Source organism: Pseudomonas sp. TH32, assembly GCF_016650855.1.
GTDB lineage: Bacteria > Pseudomonadota > Gammaproteobacteria > Pseudomonadales > Pseudomonadaceae > Aquipseudomonas.
On record NZ_JAEKFA010000002.1, the window covers coordinates 926809 to 950257 of the forward strand.

Genomic DNA, 23449 nt, shown 5'->3' on the forward strand with positions numbered 1-23449 from the left:
TCACGAGTTCGCCATGATCCGCGTATTGCTAGTCGACGATGACCAGGAACTGACTGAAATGCTCGGCCAATACCTGGAGCATGAAGGCTTTGAGGCGACCTGCGTGCACACCGGCGAGGAGGGTGAAGTGGAGGCGTTGTCGGGGCGCTACAGCATTGTGGTGCTGGACGTGATGCTGCCCAGGCTGTCGGGCATAGAAGTGCTCAGGCGCATCCGCGCCAGCAGCCAGGTGCCGGTGGTGTTGCTCACCGCCCGTGGCGACAACATCGACCGCATCACCGGGCTGGAACTTGGCGCGGACGATTACGTGCCCAAGCCCAGCTCCCCGGGGAACTGGTGGCGCGCCTGCGCGCGATCATGCGCCGGGTGCAACCCGTGGGCCAGCCGACCGGGGAGGTCATAACGACCGGCGCCCTGATGCTGTGGCCCGGCAAACGCCAGGCCCGTTGGAACGGTTGCGAGCTGGGGCTGACCAGTACCGAATTCAGCCTGCTTGAAGTGCTGGCCCGGTGCGCCGGCCAGGTGGTGAGCAAAAAGGACCTGTCCCTCAATGCCCTGGGCTGCCCGTTGACCCGTTATGACCGACGCATCGACGTGCACATCAGCAGCATTCGCCAGAAATTGGGCCCGCGCCCGGATGCCAAGGCCTGGATCCAGAGCGTGCGCGGCCTCGGTTACCTGTTGATCGCCGAATGATGAAACCCAGCCGGCTGTTCTGGAAACTGTTCCTGGCCTTTTGGCTGGCCACCAGCCTGACGTTCCTGGTGGGGTTGAGCATTCTCGTGGCGGGCAGCCTTGGCCCCGGGGATCACCATCTGGACGCGATCCTGGCCAGCGAAGAACAGTTGCTGGAACAGTACGGTGTCGAGTCGGGCCGCCAGCTCCTGGCGGTGTGGCAGCCACCCCACGGCCAAGCCATTGGCGTGTATGACAGTACCGGTCAATTGCTGGCCGGCACGCCGGTCTCGCAGGCGGCCTATGAAAAGTCGTTGATCAGCAAGGACGGGGCCGCGCTGTCGCTCAGGTCTTCCCAGCCTCCCCACGAACCCGGGCGGCTGGGTCATTGGATTCCGTTGATCATCGGCACCGTAATGAGTGCGCTGTTCAGCGGGTACATGGCCTATTACCTGGCGTGGCCGCTGGCGTACCTGCGGCGGGCGATGGGCGACGTGGCCCGGGGGCACTTCGAAACCCGGGTGCGGCCGATGATGGGCAAGCGCCGTGATGAAATCGTTGACCTGGCCGAAGACTGCGATCGAATGGCCAACCAGCTCAAACTGCTGGTGGAGGCCCAGCAACAGCTGCTGCACGACATCTCCCACGAACTGCGCTCGCCGTTGACGCGCATGCAGGTGGCCATCGGGCTGCTGCTGCAAGACCCGGCACGCCAGGAAATGCTCGGGCGCATCCAGCGTGAGTCGGCGCGCATGGACACGCTGATCGAGGCGCTGTTGACCCTGGCGCGCGTGCAGGGCCGCCCCGAAAGTATCGAGCGCGAGCCGGTGGATATCATCGAGCTGCTGGCCGTGATTGTCGAAGACGCGCAGTTCGAGGCGGGCATCAAAGGCTGTCGTGTCAGCTTGCAGGCGTGCCCTGACTTTGTCAGTCGTGCCAGCGGCGAGCTGTTGTACCGGTGTTTCGAAAATATCGTTCGAAATGCGGTGCGCTACACGCGACCGGATACGACGGTGCTGGTCACGGCGCAGATCAACCCCTACGCACCCTGGCTGAGGGTCTTGATCAGTGACCAGGGGCCGGGGGTTGAACCGCTGCGGTTGCCGCGTATTTTCTGGCCCTTCGAGCGCGGCCCGAATGACGCCGATAGCGGTTTCGGACTGGGCCTGGCGATCGCCTTGCGGGCCGTGGAAATGCATGGCGGCACCATCGTGGCGTACAACCAGCCACCCGGCGGGTTGACCGTGGAGATCAACCTGCCCCGGGTGGGATCTTTACACGATATTACATTGGCTTGACCGCCCTGTACGCCCTGCGCCTTTAGACTTTTCCTCTGCGTGAGCTGATGTTCAGTGACGCCATTGGCGTGGAGGTGGCGATGTTTCAGGTGCATAAAAAAGGCTTCGTGGCCGGCAAGAAAATGGTCGATGGCCTGGTGCCTTACGATTTCTTCTGCGAAGACAGCCCGGCGATCAACCTGTTCGTGTTTACCGGTTCTGCCGCCCTCGGCGAAACGGTGGAGGAGCAGACACTGTGGGGCTTTACCCGGCTGGAACGGTTTGAAGCCATGACCGGCGCCCTGGTGGCGAACCGGAAGAACGACGGCTGGTTTCAAAGTGTCAGCGTGCTCACCGGGCCCAACCAGAACGGTACCCAAAGCGTGAAATTCCAGCGGGTGCTGAAAATCATCCGGCATGTCACCGCCAGCAAGTTTGAATACGAGATCCATACGGATGAAGGCGACACCTACTTCACCCGCCGACCCGCTGCACCCGACAGCGCACAAACCGTCATTTATGCAGCGGATCAATAGCCGCACGCTGGCCCGGGGGCTCAGGCCGGCAGCACCTGCGGGCTGCCACTCTCCACCACAAACTGCTTGAGGGTCGAGACCGTGGCATTCGGGTCCAGCCGATCCGAGATCGCCTGCATCCGCACCTCCAGCCGTTCCGGCGTCAGCTCCAGTGACAGATACCCGCGCGGGCGGCTGTCGTAGAAGCGAATCTGCGGGTTGTCCGGCAGGATCGATTGCACCGCTTCATAGCTGGGCCCGTTGGAGGTGATGGAGGTGCCGACAAATTCCGCGGCCACCAGCCGTGAGTCGGGGTCTTCAGGCCGTTCGTAGAGGTGGTTGGCCCAGAAGGAGTGGTAGTCGCCGCTGAGCACCACCGGATTGGCCGCGCGGCTGTCCCGCAGGTTGTCAATCAGACGGCCCCGCGCGGCCTGGAAACCATCCCAGCTGTCGGTCCAGTAACGGGCGTCATCGCTGCCGGGTTTTTGCGCCCGCAGCGGGGCCACCAGCAGGTCCTGGGCCAGCAGGTTCCAGCGGCTGTCGCTGCGGCGCAGGCCGTCATACAGCCAGCGCTCCTGCTCGAAACCCAGCAGGGTGCGCCTGGGGTCGGCGAGGTCGACGCAACGGCTCAATTCCATATGGCCCTTGCCGAAGTTCGGTGCCTGGTAGCACGGCTGGCGCGAGCGATATTGTCGGCCATCGAGTACCGGGATGGCGGCCAGGTCGCCGTAGGTAAACCGCCGGTAAATCTGCGGGCTGCCATTGCTGCCTATGGGCGGGCGACGCACCGGCATGTTTTCCAGGAACGCCTGATACGCCGCCGCTCGCCGTTGCTGGAACGCGGCCACAGTGACGCTTGGGTCCTGGGAGGAAAGGCCCGAGTAGTCGTCCTGTACTTCATGGTCGTCCCAGGTGGCGATCCACGGCGCGGCGGCGTGCAGTTGTTGCAGGTCCGGGTCGGTCTTGTGCAGCGCGTAGCGATAGCGGTAGCCGGCGAGGTCGGTGGCTTCGGGCGCCCCATAGCTGCGGGCCAGGCCCGGGGTGCCGGGCTTGTTGGTGTATTCGTAGATGTAGTCGCCGAGAAACAGCACCAGGTCGGGCCGTTCATTGGCCATGTGCCGATAGGCGCTGAACAGGCCACGCTCGTAATGCGCGCAGGAGGCCACGCCAAGTTTCAGGCGGTCGACCCTGGCGTTGAGCGCCGGCAGCGTCAGCGCGCGGCCCGTCGGACCGCGTTCGCCCAGCGCGATAAAGCGGTACCAGTATTCTCGCCCCGGCTGCAGGCCGTGCAGTTCCACATGCACCGCGTGGCCATTGATCGCCAGGGCCTGGGTGCGACCGCGCTGGGCGATGCGGCTGAAGTTTTCGTCCAGGCCCACTTCCCAGTCCACCGGGATGCTCGCCGGTAACGCGTACTCGTTGCCGGGGAACAGCGGCAGGGTGCCCAGGCGGGTCCAGATGACAAAGCCGTCCGGCCAGGGATCGCCGCTGGCGACCCCCAGGGTAAACGGCGTGGCCACGCCGGCCAAAGCACTGCCGTAGCGCAGGATTAGCGGGGCGGCAGCCGCCCCGGCCAGCAGTCGCAAGGCCTGCCGGCGATTGAGATCAAACGTCATGACAGGTCCTCAGAATGTGTAGCTGGCCTGGACGCCCACGGTGCGTGGCTCACCCGGCGTGGCGATCTGTGCGTTGGACAGGAACGAGCCGTGGTACAGGTCGTACTGCTTGTCGAACACGTTGCGGGCCCACAAGGCACCCGACCAGTGACTGCCCTTGGGCGTGATGCCCAGGCGCGCATTCGCCAGCCAGTATTTCTGGGTGGTGGTGCCGTTGCTGCCGACGATGCGGTCGTGGAACGAGTAATCGCTCTCGGCACTGAAGGTGAAGCCGCCGACATCCCACACATATTGCAACTGGCCGCCGTAACTGATTTTCGGGAAGTTGGTCAGGCTGGAGCCGGAGAAGTCGGTGTACACCGGATAGGCAAAGCCCACGGCCCGGGTGGCGGTGCTATCAAGGCCCTTGTAGTCGAGGTATTTGCCCTTTTTGGTGCCGAAGTATTGGCCCAGCGTCAGGCCTGGCAGCGGCTCCCATTGCAGCTCGAATTCATAGCCGTAGATTTTCGATTTGGGAATATTCACCAGTCGCCCGACGTTGCCGATCTGCTGGCTGATCCACACTTGGGATTGGTACTGCTGGTCGCGGTAGTCGTAGTAGAACGCCGAGCCGTTGATGCGCAGGGTGTCGCTCAAGTCGCTTTTGAAACCCAGTTCATACGCCAGCAGTTTCTCCGGTTTGACCGGCGCGATCTGCTCGGCGTAGCTGGAGTTGTAGGCGGTGAAGCCGCCGGATTTGATCCCGCGGCTGACCGTGGAATACAGCAGGGTCGAAGGCGTGACCTGGTATTCCAGGCCCAGCTTCCACGAGGTGGAGTTGCTGTCGAGGTCGCTGTCGGCGGCCGGGAAACTCAGTTGGCCCAAGCTGTAGACGCCGCTGTTTACCAGGATCCGCTGGGTGCTGAAGTCTTGCAGTTCGCGGTGTTCTTTTTCCTGGCGCAGGCCGACGATCAGTTTCCAGTCGTCGGTCAGCTGATAGTCGCCCTGGGCGAAGGCACTGTAGGTGTTCGACTTCTGGGTGTACGAGGTGTAGGTGCCGTAGCCGAGGTTGGCGCTGAAGTCCGAATAGAAGTTTTCGTCGAGGCGGTCCTGGGCGAAATACAGGCCGGTCTGCCAGTTGAAGCGCTCGTTGTCGTGGGACGCCAGGCGCAATTCCTGGGAGAACACCTCGATTTTCGAGTCGAAATATTCGTCGGATTGCGGGATCACCGAGGCGTCCCAGTCGATGTATTCACGCCGGCGGAAACGGTCGGAGGCGGTGATGCTGGTGACACTCAAATGGTCGTTGAGGTCGAAGGTGCCGGTGAGGGCGAAGCCGGTGTTGTCGTTGTCGCGATGGGGTTTGTCACCGACCGACAGGCCCGTGAGCCTGGCAAAACCCGGGGTCAGGCCCCAGCCGGTTTTGCTTGGGTCGCTCTCGGCACCGATGGCCGAGTAGCCCCGGCCATTGGTCGCATTGGGCTTGAGGCCCTGATACAGGTAGGAGCCCAGGCTGTCGGACTTGTCCTGGCCGGCATGCAGGGTCAGGTTGAAGTTGATGTCGGGGGTGGCGTCCCAGTCGAACTGGCCGCGCACCGAGGTGTTGTCCTTGTCCCCGAGGCTTTGCCCGGTCACGCGGTTCTCTTGCCAGGCGCCGCCTTGTTCGGTGATGAAGGCGAGGCGGGCGCGCAAGGTGTCGGTCAGCGGGCCGGAGAGGAAGCCTTCGACGTTGCTGGCGTTGTAGGAGCCGTAGTTGGTGGTCAGCCCGCCGTGGAATTCCCGGGTGGGTTTGTTGGTGATGAAGTTGATCGCGCCGGCGGTGCTGTTGCGCCCGTACAGCGTGCCCTGGGGGCCGCGCAAGACTTCCACGCGCTCCAGGTCGAAGAGTTGGCCCTGGGTCTGGATCGGGTAGGGCAACGCCACCTGGTCGAGGTACACGCCGACGGTGGAGGTGTTGTTGCTGCCGTAGTCCTTGAGGCCCACACCGCGTATGCGGAACAGCGGGTTGCCGCCGCCGTACTGGGGTGCGATGTCGAGGTTGGGCACGTAGTTTTGCAGGTCGTTGACCTTGGTCACGCCCTTGTCTTGCAGGTCCTGGCCGCTGAGGGCAGTGAGGGCGATACCCACGTCCTGTGCAGATTCTTCGTGGCGTTGGGCGGTCACCGTAACCTGGGGCAGGGCGGTGGTGACAGGTTGTTCCGCGCCTAAGGCGTCCCCCGCCAGCAGGACCATGAACGGCGCACTGGCGAGGAGGAATGGGCGCGTGGGTTTGGTGGGGCGCGGGTAACGGAGCAGAGGGTGCATGGCAAGGTCCCTTAAGAAATTCGATTCTTGAGCGTGGGGCCGGCGGGGTGCCGTCCCGTCACGCAGGGGCCGCTCTTTGAAGAGTAAGCTGAAGGGTTGATAGCAAGCTATATGCCATCATTTTGTCATAATTAAGTATTTGATTTTATTGATATATTTTTTTGTGGTGCGAGAGGTTCGCTGAAAAAGCAACAATCAGAAGGCAGGTTGTTCGGGAATCAACAGGGTGCGTATCCGCTACCTGAATAACGGATACGCACCGGCACTGGCGGCCTTTACCGATGCTGAAACCTTGGCAGCGAGGCGATCCGCATCTTCGGCTCCTGCAACCTGGCCAGGTCACTGGCAATCTGTGCCCGCCAAAAATGCGCGCCGGCCAACTGCGCATCGACCCACGCCTGGCGCAGCAGCACCTTGGCCTTGTCCACCGCGCCGTACTGCGCCTGGCGCAGAATCAGCTGCGCCTTGATCCGCAGCATCTGCGGCACGAACCAGCGCTCATGCCGGCCCAGCGCCAATTGCAGGGTGTCTTCCAGCACTTCCAGCGCCAGTTTCTCCAGCCCGAGCCGTGCCAGGCCCAGGGCGTATTCGCAGCGCAACAGGCTATACAGCTGGCTATCGCCCTGCCCATGCAAGTGGTGCAACGCTTCACCCAACAGCGGCACGCCTTCCTCGGGCGAGCCCTGGCGGATCAGCAGGATGCTCTCGAAACACAGGCGAAACTGACGCCAAATGTGCAGGTCTTGCTGCGTCGTGCTGTCTTGAAGCAACCCCAGGTAATAGCGCACCTTGGGCAGGTTGGACGCCAGCAATGCCAGCGGAATCGCCCCCAGGCACAGGGTGTACCAGAGGGTGGCGGGGTGATCGAGGGTGATGGATTCATCGACGCAACTGCCGATCAAGCGCAGCGCCGGGTCAACATCGCCCTCCAGCAACTGCACCTGCGCCTTGAGGCAGCGGGCGGCGATGCGCTGGTCAAAGTGCACATCGATAATGTGCGAACGCGGTGCCGAGGGTGACCCCAGCGCCTCGTCGATATTCTGCCGGGCACCGGCCAGGTCGCCCATGTGGAACAACGCCAGGGCGCGCATGCGTTTGCCCAGCAGTTGCTGGTTGCCGCTGTGGCTCAGGGTGATGTAGCGCTCGGCCAGTTCCAGCGCCTCGGCGTATTGGTTGCAGCCGCAACGGTCGCTCCACAGGCCCCACAGCGCCCGCAGCTTGTGTTCGGCGTCGCCCAGGTCGCGGGCGTCTTCGCGCACCTGGCGCCAGGCTTCACGCATCGGGCCGCCGGTGCCGTAGGTCAGCATCAGCACACTGGCCAGGGCGGTTTGCAGCAGCATGCGCTGGCGCAGCGGCAGCGGGGTAGTGGCGGCGCTGGCCAGGCCTTTGTCGACCCAGGTGCGGCACTCGCTGACCAGCGACAGGCGCAGCCACAACGGCACGCCGCCCAGGGTCAGTTCGATGCCGGTGGGCAGGTCGCCCGAGGGTGAAAAGGCCCACTCCAGTGCCGCGCGGACCGTGTTGATTTCCGGGCCGTAGAGGCCGACCCAGGTCTCGGGGGAAAGCCCGTCGAGGGTCTGCCCGGCTTCCTGCAAAACCCCGAGGGCAAACAGTGCATGGCGCTGGCGGGTGGCATCGGCTTCGCCGTGTTCGTTGAGTTTCTCCAGGGCGTAGGCGCGGGTGGTTTCCAGCAGGCGGTAGCGCTTGAGCAACCGGGATTCACCGGCGATCAGCAGCGACTTGTCCATCAGGCTTTCGAGCAAGGGCAGGGCGTTGCGCCCATCGAGGGTGCTGCTGGCGGTCATGGCCTTGACCGCGTCCAGGGTGAAGGAACCGGTAAACACCGCCAGTTGGCGCAACATCGCCTGTTCGTCGCCGGAGAGCATCGAGTAGGTCCAGTCCAGGGTCGCGCTCAGTGAACGGTGGCGCGCCAGGGCGGTACGTCGGCCGGTCATTTGCAGGCGGAAGCTGCCGTCGAGCAAACCCACCAGGTCCTGAATGCCGAAGGTACGCACCCGCGCCGCAGCGATTTCGATGGCCAGGGCATTGCTGTCGAGCTTGCGGCAGATGGCGCTGGCAGCGGCGACGTCGGCGTCCTTGAACACGAAGCCGGGGTCGAGGGCCTTGACCCGTTCGATAAACAACGCGATGCCGGACCAGGTCACGGCTTGCTCGGCACTCAGGCTGGCGTCTTCATCCGGCACCAGCAGCGGTGCCAGGTCGTGCACCCGTTCGCCGTCGGCCCGCAGCGGTTCGCGGCTGGTGGTCAGCACGCAACACTGGGGCGCGCAGCGCAGCAGCACTTCGACCGCGTCGGCAGTGGCTTGCAGTACGTGTTCGCAGTTGTCGAGCACCAGCAGCAGCGGGCTGTTGGCGAGCACCGAGGCCACGCTTTGCAGCGGCTCGTCACTTACGCTCTGGATGCCCAGGGCGCCGGCGAGCATGCCGGCCACCCATTGGCCGCTGGTGGCGGGGGCCAGGTCGACGAAGCACATGCCCTGGGGAAAGCGACCCTGCAGCAGTTGCGCCACGGCCAGGGCGACGGTGGTCTTGCCGATGCCGCCGGGGCCGGTGATGGTCACGAAGCGCTGGCTCAGGACTTGGTCGGCAAGGCTCAGGATCAGTTGCTCACGGCCAATCACCGTGCCCGGCGTCGCCGGTTGCAGGCTGGGTACGTCTGCCGTCAGGGCCGGCACCAGGGCCTGGGGCACTGCGCTTTCGCTCACTGCCTGCATCGTCACCGGCGCGACAAACCGGTAGCCCCGGCCCGGCACGGTGACGATGTAGCTGAAGTTGCCGTCATCCCCCAGCGCCCGGCGCAGCGCCACGATCTGCGCGCGCAGGTTGCATTCCTCCACCACCACCTTGGGCCAGGCGAAAGAGATCAGCTCGGACTTTTCCAGCAACTCGCCAGCCCGGCTGGCGAGGGCGATCAGCAAGTACAAGGCGCGGCTGCCGAGGGTCACCGGCTCGCCGTTGCGCAGCAATACATGCTGGCGCGCCAACAAGAGAAAGGGGCCAAAACCGATAGCGTTCTCGGTGTGGTCCGGGGCCTGGGGGGCGAGGTCCATAAAGGACGCTGCGGGGTATTTGCTCGAACTCATCAATTTGTCCTTTTTTGTAGTCGGGCTTGTTATTGGCGATCAGGCCATTCGCCCTTTTGGGTGCTTACGTGCGGCAGCAGGCTTGGAGAGTTGAAGTCGATCAAAAGGTGAGAATTGCCGCCCTCCTTTGGGGCATGGACATTGTTATAGGGCGCGGGGCCGTAGGGTTTCAGGCGATGAGACTGTTTCAGATTCGAAACATTTTATTACTAGAAAACCTGATGTAGCAGAATGTATGCCAGTTGGCATGTAACAAAGATGACAACAACCGTATGAAATTTATGGGGATTTCTGCGGTCGTCGGTGGCGAAGGAAGGAAGATGTTCGGAAAGGCGAATATTTCTAATTGTGTCGTTCGGGAAGCCGAATAAAACGGCGGTGGTCTGTGGCGAGCGGGCTTGTTGTGGTGAGCCGGGCTGTTGTGGTGAGCGGGCTTGCCCCGCGCTGGGGCGCGAAGCGGCCCTGAAATCGGCTGTCGCGTGTTGCCTGTTGATATGCGGTGGTTCTCTATTGGGGGCTGCTTCGCAGCCCAGCGCGGGGCAAGCCCGCTCACCACAACAGCCCGGCTCACCATAACAGCCCGGCTCACCACAACAGTCCGGTTCACCACAACAGCCCGGCTCACCACGATTGGGGCTGTGTATCAGACTGTGTCTCAGCACCCACCTGATACACCGGCATGAATAGAAGGCGGGAACGCGACACAGACGGGATACACGCCTGGCTTTAAATCTGTCTACCAGATGGCGCAGGTGGTCACTCACCGCACAAGCGCCCTGGCCACATTCAGTCAAGCCAGGAGTTCCACACCATGAAGCGCCACTACGCTGCCCTTGCCGCCACCCTCGCACTGTCCCTCGGTGCCTTCGCCGCCACCGCCCATGCCGATGAGGCCAAGCCCCAGGAAAAATGCTTCGGCGTGTCCCTCGCCGGTGCCAACGACTGCGCCGCCGGTGCCGGGACTTCCTGCGCCGGTACCGCCAAGGCGGATTACCAGGGCAACGCCTGGGTGCTGGTGGACAAAGGCACCTGCACCCAGATCAAAACCCCCAAAGGCTTCGGCAGCCTGACGGAACAACCATGATTGCCCTGGCCCCTGCGGTGCTCAAGCGTGTGCTGCCTGAGGCGCTGCTGTTGCTGGTGGCTCGCGTGGGTATCGCTTCGGTGTTTTTCCTCTCGGGCCGCACCAAGGTGACCGGTTTCCTGCAGCTCAAGCCGTCGACCTACACCTTGTTTCGCTCGGAGTACGCCTTGCCGCTGGTGCCGCCCGAATGGGCGGCGCACCTGGCGACCTACGCCGAGCATCTGTTCCCGCTGTTGCTGGTGCTGGGCTTGCTGACCCGTCCTGCGGCCGCTGCGCTGTTGGGCATGACCCTGGTGATCGAGGTGTTTGTGTACCCCGACGCCTGGCCAACCCACCTGACCTGGGCGGGGCTGCTGCTGCCGCTGCTGGCGTATGGCGGCGGGGCCTGGTCACTGGACCGCGTGTTGTCCGGCCAACGCCGTTAACCCTTTCACAACAATGATCAGGCCCCAAGGCCTGTGGAGAGTCGCATGCGTATTCTTTCTTCCCTGGCGATCGCCATGGCACTCGCTACACCGTTAGTGGCCTCGGCCGCCGATGCAGCCAAGCCTCAGCCGGGCACCGGTAAAAGCGTGGTGATCGTGCCCGGTTCCTTCGTCGACGGCTCCGGCTGGCGAGTGGTGCACGACATCCTGATTCACAAGGGCTACAAGGTCACCGTGGTGCATCAGGGCCATGAAAGCCTCGCCGCCGACGTGGCCGAGGCCCGCGAAGTGCTGGAGCAGCAGGTCGGCCCGGTGGTGCTGGTGGGTCACAGCTCCGGCGGTGGGGTGATCTCGATTGCCGGTGACCGCGACAAGGTCAAGTCGATGGTCTATGTCTCGGCCCTGCAACCGGAAGTCGGCGAGAACATGAGCCAGTTGCTGTCGTCGATGCCGGCGCCGAGCAATGACGTCAAGCAGACCCGCGACGGGCATCTGTTTTTTGACCGCACCAAGTTCAACGCCGATTTCGCCGCCGACCTGACCACCAACCGCACTGACTTCATGGCCGCCTCCCAAGTGCCGGCCACCACCGCGCTGTTCGGCGGCACGGTGTGGGCTGCGGCCTGGCACAAGAAACCGACCTACGCCGTGGTGTCCACCGAAGACCGTGCCCTGAGCCCGGATCTGCAGCGCTGGATGTACAAGCGCGCCGGCTCCAAGGTCACCGAAATCAAGGCCAGCCATTCGGTGTACATCTCCCAGCCTGAGGCTGTGGCGAAGGTCATCGAAGACGCTGCATCCGTCATCAAATAAACCCCACCCCGAGGAGTAACACCCATGAGTACGTCCATCAAATCCCGCTTGAGCCTTGCCACTGCTGCCGCCCTGATCGCCATGGCGTCGGCCTCTTTCGCCGCTGCCGCGAGTGCCGCCGACCAGCCGGAGCAGCCAGGCCGCTGCTACGGCGTGAACAACTGCAAGGGCGAAAGCCTGTGCGCCACGGCCAAGAACGATTGCAAGGGCCTCAACAGCTGCAAGGGCCAGGGCGTGGTCGTGAAGACCCCGTCCGAGTGCCTGAAGCTGGGCGGCACCACCACTGAGCCGAAGTAAGGTCGTAATGAACACGCGGGGTGCCTGCGCCCCGCGTTGTTCTCAGGTTTTTCGCGAGCAAGCTCGCCCCCACAGTTTTATAACGGAGACCCCAAGATGCCGACATCCAACCCGCGTTTCCCGGGCTATGGCCTGGGGCTGCGCAAGGAGCACTACAGCGAGTTCCTGGAGGCCCCGGTGGCGGTGGATTTCGTTGAAGTGATCTCCGAGAACTTCATGGTCGCGGGCGGCCAGCCCCGGCATATCCTGCGCCAGATTCGTGAGCGGTATCCGGTGGCGCTGCACGGGGTGTCGATGTCGATCGGCACGGCCGAGGGCCTCGATCGCGATTACCTGAAGCGCCTCAAGTCGCTGGTGGACGAGATCGAACCGCTGTTTGTGTCCGACCACCTGAGCTGGTCCCGCAGTGGTGGGTTCAACTCCCATGACCTGCTGCCGGTGCCATATACCGACGAGGCACTGGACCGGGTCTGCGCCAATATCGACATGGCTCAAGAGGTGTTGGGCCGCATGATGCTGTTTGAGAACCCGTCCAGCTACCTGGCCTTTGAAGGCGCGTCCATGAGCGAGTGGGAATTTATCGCCGCCATGTCCCGGCGCACCGGCTGCGAGCTGTTGCTGGACGTCAATAATGTGTTTGTCAGCGCCAGCAACCACGGCTTTGACGCCCTGGCGTTTCTTGACGGAATTCCCGCCGAGCAGGTCCGGCAGATTCACCTGGCCGGCCACAGCCAGGGCCGCGAATTGCTGATCGACAGCCATGACAGCCCGGTGTGTGACGGGGTCTGGGATGTGTATGCCAAGGCCATTGCGTTGCTCGGCCCGGTCGCCACGATGATCGAGCGCGACGACGAGATTCCCCCTTGGCTGAGCTGCTGGAGGAACTGTCGATCGCCCGGATGCTGGGCGCTTCCGAGGCGTTCAAGCGTGCGCAGGCGCGCCCATGAACCTCGCGCAATGGCAGCAGGCCTTTCACACCTGGCTGGTGAGTGCATCGGACGAATCCGCCCAAGTGCTCGGCAACAACACCGCCGGGCTGGCGGTTTACCAGAACAACTACCGCGCACAACTGGTGGGTTGCCTGGAGCAGGCCTTTCCCAACCTGCGGCGTTGGGTTGGGGATGAGGCGTTTCTGGCCGCAGCCATCAGCCATATCGACCGGCATCCGCCCCATGCCTGGACGCTGGACGTCTATCCCGAAGGCTTTCACCTGACCTTGGGTGAACTGTTCCCCAACAACCCCGACGTGCATGAGCTGGCGTGGATTGAGTCGTCGCTCAATGAGGCATTTGTGGCTGCCGATGCGAGCCCGTTGCCCATGGACGTATTGGCGGCGGTGGATTGGGACACCGCACACCTGCAGCTCACGCCGTCGTTGCGATGCCATGGGCTGACCACCAATGCCGAGGCGATCTGGTCGGCGTTGTGGCAGCAAACCCCGGCACCCGAGGCGGTGATGCTGGCCGAGGCCGGCGGGCTGCTGGTGTGGCGTCGGCAATTTACTTCGCGTTTGCGCCAAGTCGATGCCTTGGAGTACCAGGCGCTGGTGCACCTGCAAGGCGACGGCAGTTTTGTCGGGCTGTGCGACTTTCTGGTTGAGCGCCTGGGGGTAGAGGAGGGCGTGGAAAAGGCCGGTGAATGGCTGGCCGGCTGGATCGGCAGTGAGTTGATTGTGGGGGTCGTTGACGACCTGCCTGTGTCACATTTTTCGGAGCTATAACCGCATGTCTTATTTCAATCGCCGTCGTTTTTTGATTTCCACTGCCATTGCTTCCGTCGCGCTGTCCCTTCCGGTAATGGCGGCGCCCGCGAGCCGGCAGATCCGCCAGGTCAGCACCGACCTGCTGGACATCGGCTACTACGAAGCCGGCCCGGAGGAGGGCCGGCCGATCATTTTGCTGCATGGCGCGGACGGTGATCTGGAACGCTTCGCCGGGGTCACGTCGCAGCTGGTGTCCCAGGGCTTTCGGGTGGTCGCGCCGTACCTGCGGGGCCATGGCACCACCACGCAACTGGACAAGGCTGCACCCGCCAGCACTCAGGAAGTGGTGCTCGGCCAGGACGTGCTGGACCTGATGAACGCCTTGCACATCCCCGAGGCGGTGCTCGCCGGGTTCGACCTCGGTGGCCGCGCCGTCACGGCAGCCGCAACCCTGCGGCCCACCCGTTGTGTGGCGCTGGTCACCGTCAACAGTGCGCCGCAGCCCGCCCTGGCCGAGGTGCTGGTGCAAATGGCGCGGATGGGCACCTGGCGTACCTGAACATGAATATTTGGACAGCCGCGCATTTGTCCGCTGAAAAAAGGCCGCAGCCCTTACTCTTAAGGCCTTTGCCACGTGTGCGGATTGTCCATGTCTTCTGTAGCTGATGGGTTGCCCAGTGATAAACGTTTAGCGGCGGTGGTCGCGATTTCCCTGGGGATCGGCATGGCGACCCTCGACACGGCCATCGTCAACACGGCGTTGCCAACCCTGGCTGAAGGCATCGGCACCGATTCGGCTTCGGTGATCTGGGTGGTCAACGCCTACCAGTTGGCGACCATTGCCGCCGTGCTGCCCTTTGCCTCCCTGAGTGATGTGGTCGGCCACCGCCGGGTGTTCCTCGGTGGCTTGCTGGTGTTCGTGGTGGCGTCACTGTTTTGCGGCCTGGCCTGGTCGCTGCCGACCCTGACCGCCGCCCGGGTGGTTCAGGGTTTGGGCGCAGCGGCGATCATGAGCGTCAACATTGCGCTGTTGCGGCATATCTACCCGGCAAAAATACTCGGCCGGGGGTTGGGGTATAACTCGCTGGTGGTGGGGCTGGCCTTTACGCTGGGGCCCACCGCCGCGTCGGCGATTCTGTCGGTGGCCACCTGGCACTGGTTGTACCTGATCAACCTGCCCCTGGGCGCTTTGGCCTTGTGGCTGGGGGTGCGTGCGATTCCGGTGATCCCGATTACCGGGCATGCCTTCGACCGGCTGGCAGCAATTCTTTGCGCCGGGTTGTTCGCCCTGCTGGTACTGGGGCTGGGGTCGGCGGTGCACGGTGCGCAGGCGGTGTTGACCCTGGGGCTGATCGCCGTGGCGCTGCTGTGTGGCGTGTTGCTGATCCGGCGTCAGGCCGGGCACCCGGCGCCGATGCTGGCGGTGGATCTGTTCAAGCGCCCGCTCTTCACCCTGTCGGCGCTCACCGCGATTTGCGCGTTCAGCGCCCAGGGCCTGGCGTTTGTGTCGCTGCCCTTCCTGTTGCAAACCGTGCTGGGCCACAGCCAGGTGGCCACCGGTTTCCTGATGACGCCATGGCCGGCGGTGGTCGCGGTGATGGCGTTGATTGCCGGGCGCCTGGCGGATCGCATCTCGCTGGCGTTGCTGTGTGGCATCGGCCTGGTGATGTTGAGCGCAGGCATGGCGTCGCTGGCGACTCTCGGCAATGACGCGTCGACCTTTGATATCGGTTGGCGCATGGCCTTGTGTGGCGCCGGGTTCGGTTTCTTCCAGTCGCCCAACCTCAAGGCAATCATGACCAGCGCGCCCATCGCCCGCAGTGGCGGGGCCAGCGGGATTGTGGCCACGTCGCGGTTGATGGGGCAGACGCTGGGGGCTTCGCTGGTGGCGCTGTGTTTCCACCTGTCCCTGAGCAGCGGCCCGCAGTACGCGTTGTGGCTGGGGTGCGGGTTTGCCCTGGTGGGCGCGGTGGCCAGCGGTTTGCGCCTGATGCAGGACGGCGCCAAGGTTTAATCATTCGGGCCTTGTAAAACAGGGCGGTAGACGGCTACCGTGGCCGTCTAAATAATTCTGAATGTTTCAGCTTTTATGTCTGATCTGGCCCAACGCAGTGCTGATGCCCACTCCCGCCGTGCTGCGCTGACCCTCGGCCTGTGCCTGCCCAGTGACGTGTTGCTGTACCTGGTGCTGCCAATGGAGTCCCAGGCATTCGGTATCACCCTGGCCCAGGCCGGGGTGCTGCTGGCGGCCAACCGCCTGGTGCGGATCTTTGGCTACAAGCATGTTCTGAATTTCTACGCCCGTAACGGCGATCGCCTGACCTGCTCCATCGCCGCCGGTGCGGCGGCGGTGTGTGCCCTGGGCAACTCGATGTTGTCCGGCTTTGCCGCCTTGCTCGGGCTGCGGCTGATTTGGGGCCTGTGTTTTGCCGCGTTGAACCTTTCCACTCAAGTGTTGGCCACCTCCGAACCGCTGGGTGCGGCGCGGCGGGCGGGGCGCTCACGGGCGTTGATCGCCCTGGGGCCGATGCTGGCGTTACCGCTGGGGGGATGGCTGACATTGCATGTCGGTCCGCGTCCGATTTTCCTGATTCTGGCGGGGTGTTGCCTGGTGGGATTATGGATGGCGCGGGGGCTGCCCACTGCCGGTCATAATTTGCACGGCACGCCGGGGCGACGCTTCCGGTTGCCCGACAGTGTGGCGACCTTGGTCGTTTATCGAAGGTGTGGCGCTGGACGGGCTGTTTATCTTCGGCCTGTCGATTCAGGCGCAGAAGATCCTCGGTGGCAACGCGGTACTGATTGCGGGCGGCTTGATGGCCCTGCGGTATGTCTCGGAACTGCTCCTGAGCCCGCTGGGTGGCCGCGCGGCGCAGCAGTTTGGTGCCACGTCGATGTTGTTGCTGTTTTCCTTTCTCAGTGCGTTGGCGCTGGGGGCGTTTGGCAGCCACTGGGTGATTGCGGGCGCCGCGGCGGTGCTGGTGTTGCGGGCGTTGCAATTGCCGTTGGTGACGACGCTGGTGGCGGAGCGCAACCCGGGGGCGATGCGGGTCTCGGCGTTGGCCTCGAATGCGGTATGGCGTGATGTGGGGGCGGGGCTTGGGCCGTTGTTGGCGGGGTTGCTGCTGCCGGTGGCGTCGGCGCCCTGGGTGTTTGGTGTGGCCGGGGCGGCGATTGCGGTCAGTGCGGTGTTCTGCTGGCGGGCGAAGATTTCGACTTGATGATGTGAGGCCGGTTGTGTCTTTTGACGAACATTTTGTGCGTTTGCTGGATGAGGCTTACCGGCATTGGACCGGGCAGGGGTTGCCGGCGCCCGAGGGGTTGGGGGTGAGCAGCGGCTGACGTGGTTGCATGAGCAGGCGCCCTACAGCTTGCTGGCCCATGACGGGGCGGGTGATCCGCGTTTTACCTATGTGAATGAGTGTGCCTTGCGCTGCTTTAAGTATCCGCGTGAGGGTTTTATCGGGATGCCTTCGCGGTTCAGTGCCTCGGAGCTGGATCGGCCGGCGCGGCAGGTGTTGATGGAGCAGGTTGGGGCCAAGGGGATTGCTCATGGCTACAGCGGGTGGCGGGTGGATGCGCAGAATCAGGCGTTCATGATTCATGACGGGGTGGTTTGGAATTTGTTGGGCGGGGTGGGGCAGGCGGCTTTGTTTTGGTTGGATGAGGGGGGCTGAGTACATATCCGTTTCTTCGGTAACGGCGGCTTATGGTTTCGCTCTTACAGCGACTCACTTTGGAAAAGCCCCAAAGTAAGCAAAAGGCTCTGCCCCGCCTGTCGGCACCTCGCCTAGGCTCGGTGTTCCCTCACTCCGGCGCTGCTCCGCGGGCCGCCGCGATGGGCCATCCTTGGCCCAGCGCGGCTAAACCGGCGTCCTGCCGGTTTAGCCGCTCCGCACCACCTGCGTTCGGCCTCGGGCTTATTGGGGCAGTCAGAGCAAGATCAAGATCAAAAGCAAGAGCACAGCGGCCTACAGGCCGGCTTGAGTGGTAGAAGCCAGATCAAAAGCCAAAGCAGAGCCGCTTTTCTGTAGGAGCCGGCTTGCCGGCGAAAAACCTGAGGTCGCCGCGTTGAATCAGGACGCCAACGTCATCGTTAACGACCATCGCAGGCAAGCCAGCTCCCACATTTGGACCGTGCCCGCTGTAGATTTTGATCTTGATGTTGCCTTTGCTTCACACCACTCAAGCCGGCCTGTAGGCCGCTGTGCTCTTGATCTGCTGTTGATCTTGATCTTAGGCGCCCCGTTAAACCACGCTGGCCGAACGCAGGCTTTGGAGCGTGGGTAACCCGGCAGGACGCCGGGTTAGCCGCGCTGGGCCAAGGATGGCCCATCGCGGCGGCCCACGGTCCAAAGCCGGAGTGAGGGCACACCGAGCCTGAGCGAGGTGCCGAGTGGTGGGGCAAGAGCCTTTTGGTTACTTTTGGGCTCTTTTCAAAAGTGACCCGCTGTAAGAGCGGAACCCATCGAAGCCATCACCCAAATAACGGATATCCCCCCAATCAGCGAGCCTTCACCGCCTCAACCCACCCCGGATCCAACCGCGTCTGGTCAGGTTCAATCCCCAACCCCCGCATCCTCTCCAGGTGCTCATCAACCTCGCGCACCAACTGCGCCTGAGCGCTCGAGTTGGCGTCCAGTTCGTGCATCTGCATCAACCCAAGGTGATAAAACCGCAGCAATTTGATCGCCACCGGATCATTCGCTTTCACCCGGTCAGTCACCTTGTGCATCACATTCGTCACACTCATCAAACTGCGCTTGAGCTGCCAGCCATACACCGCCGGCGCCAGCCAGGCCTGGTTCCAGAACGGCCCCCGCACCAGCGCCAGTGTGATCAATACCCCGGCAAACACCCCGCCCACATTGAAGCGAAAGTTATCGCCCCCAGGCGTACCAAACACCATCACCGCCAGGCTGGACAGCCCCATCGCCAGCGCCACGAACAGCACCGCGACTATCAGCGTGCTGCGTCGCGTCTGCTGGCGAAAAACAATCGGGTCGCACGGTTTAAGCTCAAACATCCGGGTGCAGTCTCCATGGGCTGAGTAGGGGTATAACGCCGGCCGGCATCTTCTCATGGTTCCCCCGTCGGAGTGACGGTAATCCGGTTGAACGATGGCCCACCGCGTTTTCTCTAAACCTCGTAGGCAATCGACCCCAAGTGAGGTGAACCATGACCCGGTACCAGCAACAGCCGCCCGGCACACCCAACCCCGACCGCACGCCCGGCGAAGAGGAGCGCGACAACGACGCCTTGCGCCCCAACGACCCTGCCGAGCGCGAGCACAACGAGGAGCGGGTCGAGGAAGACCTGGAAAACCTGCACGACAAGGCCCGCCCGCTGTAACCGGCGCGCGAAGGAGGCAGTGATGAGTAACAGTAAGAGTGGCCCGCATTCATCGGAGCATTCCAGCGGCAAGGACGAATTGGGTTTCGACCCCGATTCCCCCGATGTTTCAGACCCGCAGGTCGACCCGGTAGGCCCTGCGATTGCCCCGTTGGACAAGCCGGAAAAAACCGGCAAGAAGCCGGCCTATGATCCCCTGGGGGATCTGAAGCAGTGAAACAAGCCCCGCCGTTGTGCGGGGCTTTTTTTCAGCCAAGCCGTTTCGGGGCAGTCCATGTCACCTCAGTGATGCCAAATTTCTCCGCCCAGGGCCGAGTGGTCTTTTTCACCCGCTCATGACCCGGTCGGCCAATGCGCCCCACATGGGCAATGTCGGCGTCAACGGCCGCCCAATGCCAGGCTTCGGCGTTGTTCATGATCTCGGCACGCACCACAAAGGTTTTCGGTTCGCCGTGTAGCAAGTAGTGGATGGTGTAGATCGTCGCGGTACTCATGATGCCTCCCTGTCTTGTAGTGAATGGATATGAAACCGTTCAGAAAGGTTCAGAAAGTTTCTGCATCACAGGGCTTGTGTTTGATTCAAATCACAATTGGCAAACAACCGCCTTCGGGGTATTAGTGATGTCTTTGCCACCCACGCCAGGATTGCGTCATGCCAGAGCTGACCCACAGCCTTTTGTACCTGCAACGTTTGGGCTACGACACGCCGCCACCGCCGACCCTGCAAACCCTGCAGGATTTGCAGTTGCGCCACGTCAGCACCTTCGCGTTCGAAAGCCTGTCGACCCTGCTGCATGCCCCGGTGCCGATCGACTTGCCGAGCGTCGAGCAGAAAGTCCTGTTCGACGGGCGGGGTGGTTATTGCTACGAGCTAAACCAGATGTTCCTGGCCTTGCTGCAGGAGTTGGGCTTCGACGCGCGGGGCATTACCGGCCGCGTGGTAATGGGCGGCCCGCCGGATGCACTGACGGCGCGCACCCATCGCCTGAGCCTGGTGACGCTGGACGGTGTGCGTTACATCAGCGATGTCGGCTTTGGTGGCATGGTGCCCACCAGCCCGCTGCAACTGGACACCGACGCCACCCAGGCCACCGCCCATGAGCCCTATCGCCTGAGCCTGAACGAAGGCAGTTACACCCTGTGGGCGCAGGTCGCCGGTGAGTGGCGCGGCTTGTACGTGTTCGACCTGCAGGTGCAGTCACGTTTCGACTACGAAATCGGTAACTGGTACGTCTCCACCCACCCCGATTCGCCATTCCTCGGCCAGTTGAAAGTCGCACTGATTGGCCCGGGATTTCGCCGCACGCTGAACAATGGCCAGTACGCGATTCATTACCTGGACCGGGCCAGTGAAAAGCGTGCAATCGCAGACGTGGATGAGTTGCTGGGCCTGTTGCAAGCCAGCTTTGGCATTCGGCTGCCGGAGCATCCACAGTTGCGGCCGATTCTCGAGCGTTTGCTGGCTCCCGTCCAAGAGGCTTGATATAGAGCCTTCGCTGAACCGTTTTACCTCGAAAAAAGGTGCAAATTAATTCGAACCTTTCGCCAAAGCGAGGGTTCGAACCGGTTCCTGAATAATTTGCCACCTACAATGGAGACGTAAAACGATGTCCAAACTATTCGGAAAAATCCTCAAGAATTCCTCGGTCCTGGCCCTGATCGCTGCACCGGGTGTGGTGTTCGCGGCGGCGCCGACTGACCCGATTTCCACCTTCGGGATCCTTGGCAGCTACAACGACTTCAAGCTGGAAGGCGGTAGCAAAAGCGACAAGGACCACATGCCTGAAGCCGGTCTGTTCTACAACTTCGGCAACAAGCTGACGGCCGAGTCGGGCTTTATCTATCAGGCCGGTATCGAAGCCAAGTATGGCGAAAAGAGCGACAACAAGCTCAAGGAAGGCCAGGCCGACCTCGACCTCGGCTGGCGTGCCGCGCTGGATGCGCGCAACTTCGTCGACGTGCTGGTGGGCGGCGGCTACAGCTGGACCCGCTACGAGCCGGACTCGGGCGACTACGACATGAAGCTCACCAACAAATCGCCGTTCGCCAAGGCTGCACTGGGTTACAACCACCAGTTCGATGACATGACCATGCGCGTTGAGCTGGGCGCCCGCCGGACCATTGATGGCCGCGCCAAGCTCAAGGTCGACGGCATCGGCAGCGACACCGTGGACCTCAAGGACCGCACCAACCCGTACGCCGAAGTCAGCCTGCTGATGAACCAGAAAGGCGACCTGCCGGTGATGGCGGGCCTGTACTACACCCGCACCGAGTACAAGCTCGACGGCGACTCCTACGTGGCCGACAACACCAAGCTCAAGCGTGACGAGTATGGGTTCAAGGTCGGTATAGCGTTCTAACACCTGTTGCGCGGGTGGGGGCCAACCCCCACCTTTGACTGTCCGCCCAAGCCCCCTTTCTGTCCCCCAATACCCTCAACGCCGCGCCCTGGCTGCCTTAGTGTGGATCACGCTTTCACACAATAAGAGAGAGGGTGGCTATGCGGGCAATCAACCCCCGTCGCATCAGTCTGCTGCTGGCCGTGACCTGCCTGCTGACAGCCTGCGGCGACAAACCGAAACATCCCCCCGAACGCGCCACGGCGGCCAATGCCATGCCCGGCGACGCAGCCCTGGCCCAGGTCTACGACACCAGTTGCAAGCTGTGCCACGCCAACCCGGCCTCCGGCGCGCCGCTGACCGGTGACGGCCCGGCCTGGAACCCGCGCATCGCCCAGGGCCCGGACACCCTGCTGGACCACACCATCAACGGTTACAACGGCATGCCACCCATGGGCCTGTGCGTGCAGTGCTCCGAAGAGCAATTCCTGGGGCTGATCAGCTTCATGTCGGGTCAACACATCCAATAAGCATAACGGGGTAGGCGATGGGGCTTTCACGGCGAGAATTATTGCAACGTGGCGCGGTAGCCGGCGCGTTCATGGCATTGACCAGTAACCCGGTGCTGGCCCAACTGGCCCGGGCACCTAGGCTGATTCCCTGGCGCAACTGGTCGGGGGCGCAAACCTGCCTGCCCCTGGCGCGGCTGGCACCCAAGACCCTCGACGAACTGGTGCAGGTCATCGGCCAGGCTCCGGGAAAAGTGCGGCCGGTGGGCTCGGGCCATTCGTTCAGTGCCCTGGTGCCCACCGACGGCACGCTGCTGTCCCTGAGCTATTTCAACGGCCTGCTGGAGCATGACCCGCACACCTTGCAGGCGACCTTCTCCGCCGGCACACCGATGTCGCGCATGGGCCAGGCCTTGAAAGACGTCGGCCAGGCGCTGCCGAACATGGCGGATATCGATTACCAGACCTTGGCCGGGGCGATCTCCACCTCTACCCATGGCACCGGCGTGGGCTTCACCTCTTATTCCGGTTGTGTCACCGGCCTGCAACTGGTGACGGCCCAGGGCGAGGTTCTGGACTGTGACGCCCACCATCAACCTGAAGTGTTCAGCGCCGCCCGGGTATCCCTCGGCGCCCTCGGCGTGGCCACCCGGGTGCGTTTGCAAAACCGCACGCCGTACCGCCTGCGGGAGCGCCAGTGGATCGCCAAGACCGAAGAATTGCTGGAGGACGTAGGGAAAAACACCCGGGAAAACCAGCACTGGGAAATGCTCGTGGTGACCCATTCCGACTACGCGCTGTCCATCGCCCTGAATGAAACCACCGACCCCGAAACCCCGCCCATCGACCCGGCCGAGGCGGGCGGCAACGAGTTTGTGTCGATCATCGAAAAGCTCGACAAGTACGGCAGTGATTTCCCCGACGCCCGGCGCACCTTGCTCAACAGCCTGCGGTTTTTCGCCAGCTTCGAAGACCGCGTCGCCGAGTCGTACCAGGTGTACGCCAACGTGCGCAATGTGCGCTTCAACGAGATGGAGTATTCGGTGCCCGCCGAACACGGTCCGGCCTGCCTGCGGGAAATCCTCAAGTTGATCAACGACAAGGACCTGCGTACCTGGTTTCCCATCGAGTACCGCTACGTCAAGGCCGACGACATTCCGCTGAGCATGTTCGAGGGCCGCGACAGCTGTTCGATCTCCGTGCACCAGCACTACACCATGGACCACCACAACTTCTTCGCCGCCGTGGAACCGATCTTCTGGAAATACGCCGGCCGCCCGCACTGGGGCAAGTTGCACACCCTCAATGCGCGCATCCTGCAGCCGTTGTACCCGCGCTGGGAAGAGTTCACCCGGGTGCGCCGCGAGCTGGACCCCAGCGGCAAATTCCTTAATGCGCACCTGTCATCGATTCTGGGAGTGGCCTGATGAACCGCAGACATTTCATGCTCGGCACCGG

General features: G+C 63.0%; 20 protein-coding genes and 4 pseudogenes. 19 read left to right on the top strand and 5 right to left on the bottom strand.

The genetic code is table 11. The features are described from left to right. The first annotated feature begins 13 nt into the window (after positions 1-13). From JFV30_RS08060 to JFV30_RS08070, 3 genes and pseudogenes are all read left to right on the top strand, one after another. Positions 14-696 (top strand): annotated as a pseudogene (locus JFV30_RS08060) (response regulator). Further along, a complete protein-coding gene (locus tag JFV30_RS08065; RefSeq protein WP_201122954.1) occupies positions 693-1973 on the top strand; it encodes a HAMP domain-containing sensor histidine kinase in 1281 nt (426 codons plus the stop codon). Before JFV30_RS08060 ends, JFV30_RS08065 begins: the two are co-directional and overlap by 4 nt. A gap of 80 nt (positions 1974-2053) precedes the next feature. Then, positions 2054-2488, top strand: coding sequence for a hypothetical protein (locus JFV30_RS08070; RefSeq protein WP_029616091.1), 435 nt, complete (start codon positions 2054-2056; stop codon positions 2486-2488). A gap of 20 nt (positions 2489-2508) precedes the next feature. On the opposite strand, the gene JFV30_RS08075 is transcribed toward JFV30_RS08070, so the two are convergent. The 3 genes from JFV30_RS08075 to JFV30_RS08085 all read right to left on the bottom strand — a co-directional run bounded on the left by JFV30_RS08075 (position 2509) and on the right by JFV30_RS08085 (position 9470). Beyond that, positions 2509-4083 carry an alkaline phosphatase D family protein gene (locus JFV30_RS08075; protein WP_201122956.1) on the bottom strand — a complete coding sequence of 525 codons (1575 nt, stop codon included), beginning with the start codon at positions 4081-4083 and terminating at the stop codon, positions 2509-2511. Positions 4084-4092: 9 nt separating this feature from the next. Then, positions 4093-6366, bottom strand: coding sequence for a TonB-dependent receptor (locus JFV30_RS08080; RefSeq protein WP_201122958.1), 2274 nt, complete (start codon positions 6364-6366; stop codon positions 4093-4095). Between the two features lie 275 nt (positions 6367-6641). Further along, entirely contained in the window at positions 6642-9470 is a 2829-nt protein-coding gene (locus JFV30_RS08085; protein WP_201122960.1) for an ATP-binding protein, read from the bottom strand. An 811-nt stretch (positions 9471-10281) separates the two neighbouring features. On the opposite strand from JFV30_RS08085, the gene JFV30_RS08090 reads away from it, so the two are divergent. The 10 genes and pseudogenes from JFV30_RS08090 to JFV30_RS08135 all read left to right on the top strand — a co-directional run bounded on the left by JFV30_RS08090 (position 10282) and on the right by JFV30_RS08135 (position 17468). Then, entirely contained in the window at positions 10282-10554 is a 273-nt protein-coding gene (locus tag JFV30_RS08090) for a BufA1 family periplasmic bufferin-type metallophore (RefSeq protein ID WP_169387734.1), read from the top strand. Beyond that, positions 10551-10979: a DoxX family protein gene (locus tag JFV30_RS08095; protein ID WP_177130986.1), complete on the top strand. Its 429-nt coding sequence runs from the start codon at positions 10551-10553 to the stop codon at positions 10977-10979. The genes JFV30_RS08090 and JFV30_RS08095 overlap by 4 nt, the downstream gene beginning before the upstream one ends. A gap of 45 nt (positions 10980-11024) precedes the next feature. After that, positions 11025-11792 (top strand): alpha/beta fold hydrolase, encoded by a 768-nt coding sequence (locus tag JFV30_RS08100; RefSeq protein ID WP_201122962.1) that lies wholly within the window; start codon positions 11025-11027, stop codon positions 11790-11792. A 24-nt stretch (positions 11793-11816) separates the two neighbouring features. Next, complete coding sequence (bufA2, locus tag JFV30_RS08105; protein WP_003211275.1) at positions 11817-12089, top strand: BufA2 family periplasmic bufferin-type metallophore; 273 nt, start codon at positions 11817-11819, stop codon at positions 12087-12089. A 96-nt stretch (positions 12090-12185) separates the two neighbouring features. After that, positions 12186-13036 (top strand): annotated as a pseudogene (bufB, locus tag JFV30_RS08110) (MNIO family bufferin maturase). Beyond that, entirely contained in the window at positions 13033-13809 is a 777-nt protein-coding gene (locus tag JFV30_RS08115; protein WP_169387737.1) for an HvfC/BufC N-terminal domain-containing protein, read from the top strand. The pseudogene bufB and the gene JFV30_RS08115 overlap by 4 nt, the downstream one beginning before the upstream one ends. 4 nt (positions 13810-13813) lie before the next feature. Next, entirely contained in the window at positions 13814-14350 is a 537-nt protein-coding gene (locus JFV30_RS08120; protein WP_010175340.1) for an alpha/beta fold hydrolase, read from the top strand. Between the two features lie 90 nt (positions 14351-14440). Beyond that, on the top strand, positions 14441-15805 hold the full coding sequence (locus JFV30_RS08125) for an MFS transporter (RefSeq protein WP_169387739.1): 1365 nt from the start codon (positions 14441-14443) through the stop codon (positions 15803-15805). Positions 15806-15880: 75 nt separating this feature from the next. Then, positions 15881-17012, top strand: a pseudogene (locus tag JFV30_RS08130) (MFS transporter). A gap of 43 nt (positions 17013-17055) precedes the next feature. Continuing rightward, positions 17056-17468 (top strand): annotated as a pseudogene (locus JFV30_RS08135) (MEKHLA domain-containing protein). Between the two features lie 827 nt (positions 17469-18295). On the opposite strand, the gene JFV30_RS08140 reads toward JFV30_RS08135, so the two are convergent. Then, complete coding sequence (locus JFV30_RS08140) at positions 18296-18817, bottom strand: DUF3087 family protein (RefSeq protein ID WP_010175324.1); 522 nt, start codon at positions 18815-18817, stop codon at positions 18296-18298. Between the two features lie 152 nt (positions 18818-18969). Here JFV30_RS08140 and JFV30_RS08145 point away from each other — a divergent pair, with 152 nt between their 5' ends. Continuing rightward, positions 18970-19143 (top strand): hypothetical protein, encoded by a 174-nt coding sequence (locus JFV30_RS08145; protein ID WP_010175322.1) that lies wholly within the window; start codon positions 18970-18972, stop codon positions 19141-19143. A 22-nt stretch (positions 19144-19165) separates the two neighbouring features. Continuing rightward, positions 19166-19360, top strand: a complete 195-nt coding sequence (locus tag JFV30_RS08150) for a DUF6021 family protein (RefSeq protein WP_010175321.1) — start codon at positions 19166-19168, stop codon at positions 19358-19360. A 31-nt stretch (positions 19361-19391) separates the two neighbouring features. Here the strand turns inward: JFV30_RS08150 and JFV30_RS08155 are convergent, their stop codons facing one another. Then, the gene (locus tag JFV30_RS08155; protein ID WP_010175320.1) at positions 19392-19637 is read right to left on the bottom strand and encodes a DUF6555 family protein; all 246 of its coding nucleotides are present in this window, start codon (positions 19635-19637) and stop codon (positions 19392-19394) included. 158 nt (positions 19638-19795) lie between these two features. Between JFV30_RS08155 and JFV30_RS08160 the strand changes: the two genes are divergently transcribed. From JFV30_RS08160 to JFV30_RS08175, 4 genes are all read left to right on the top strand, one after another. Further along, positions 19796-20626, top strand: a complete 831-nt coding sequence (locus tag JFV30_RS08160; protein WP_201122964.1) for an arylamine N-acetyltransferase family protein — start codon at positions 19796-19798, stop codon at positions 20624-20626. A gap of 124 nt (positions 20627-20750) precedes the next feature. Further along, positions 20751-21503, top strand: a complete 753-nt coding sequence (locus JFV30_RS08165) for an outer membrane beta-barrel protein (protein ID WP_201122966.1) — start codon at positions 20751-20753, stop codon at positions 21501-21503. A gap of 140 nt (positions 21504-21643) precedes the next feature. Beyond that, positions 21644-22012: a c-type cytochrome gene (locus JFV30_RS08170; RefSeq protein ID WP_201122968.1), complete on the top strand. Its 369-nt coding sequence runs from the start codon at positions 21644-21646 to the stop codon at positions 22010-22012. A gap of 77 nt (positions 22013-22089) precedes the next feature. Next, positions 22090-23418, top strand: coding sequence for a D-arabinono-1,4-lactone oxidase (locus JFV30_RS08175; protein ID WP_201126149.1), 1329 nt, complete (start codon positions 22090-22092; stop codon positions 23416-23418). Positions 23419-23449 lie beyond the last annotated feature (31 nt).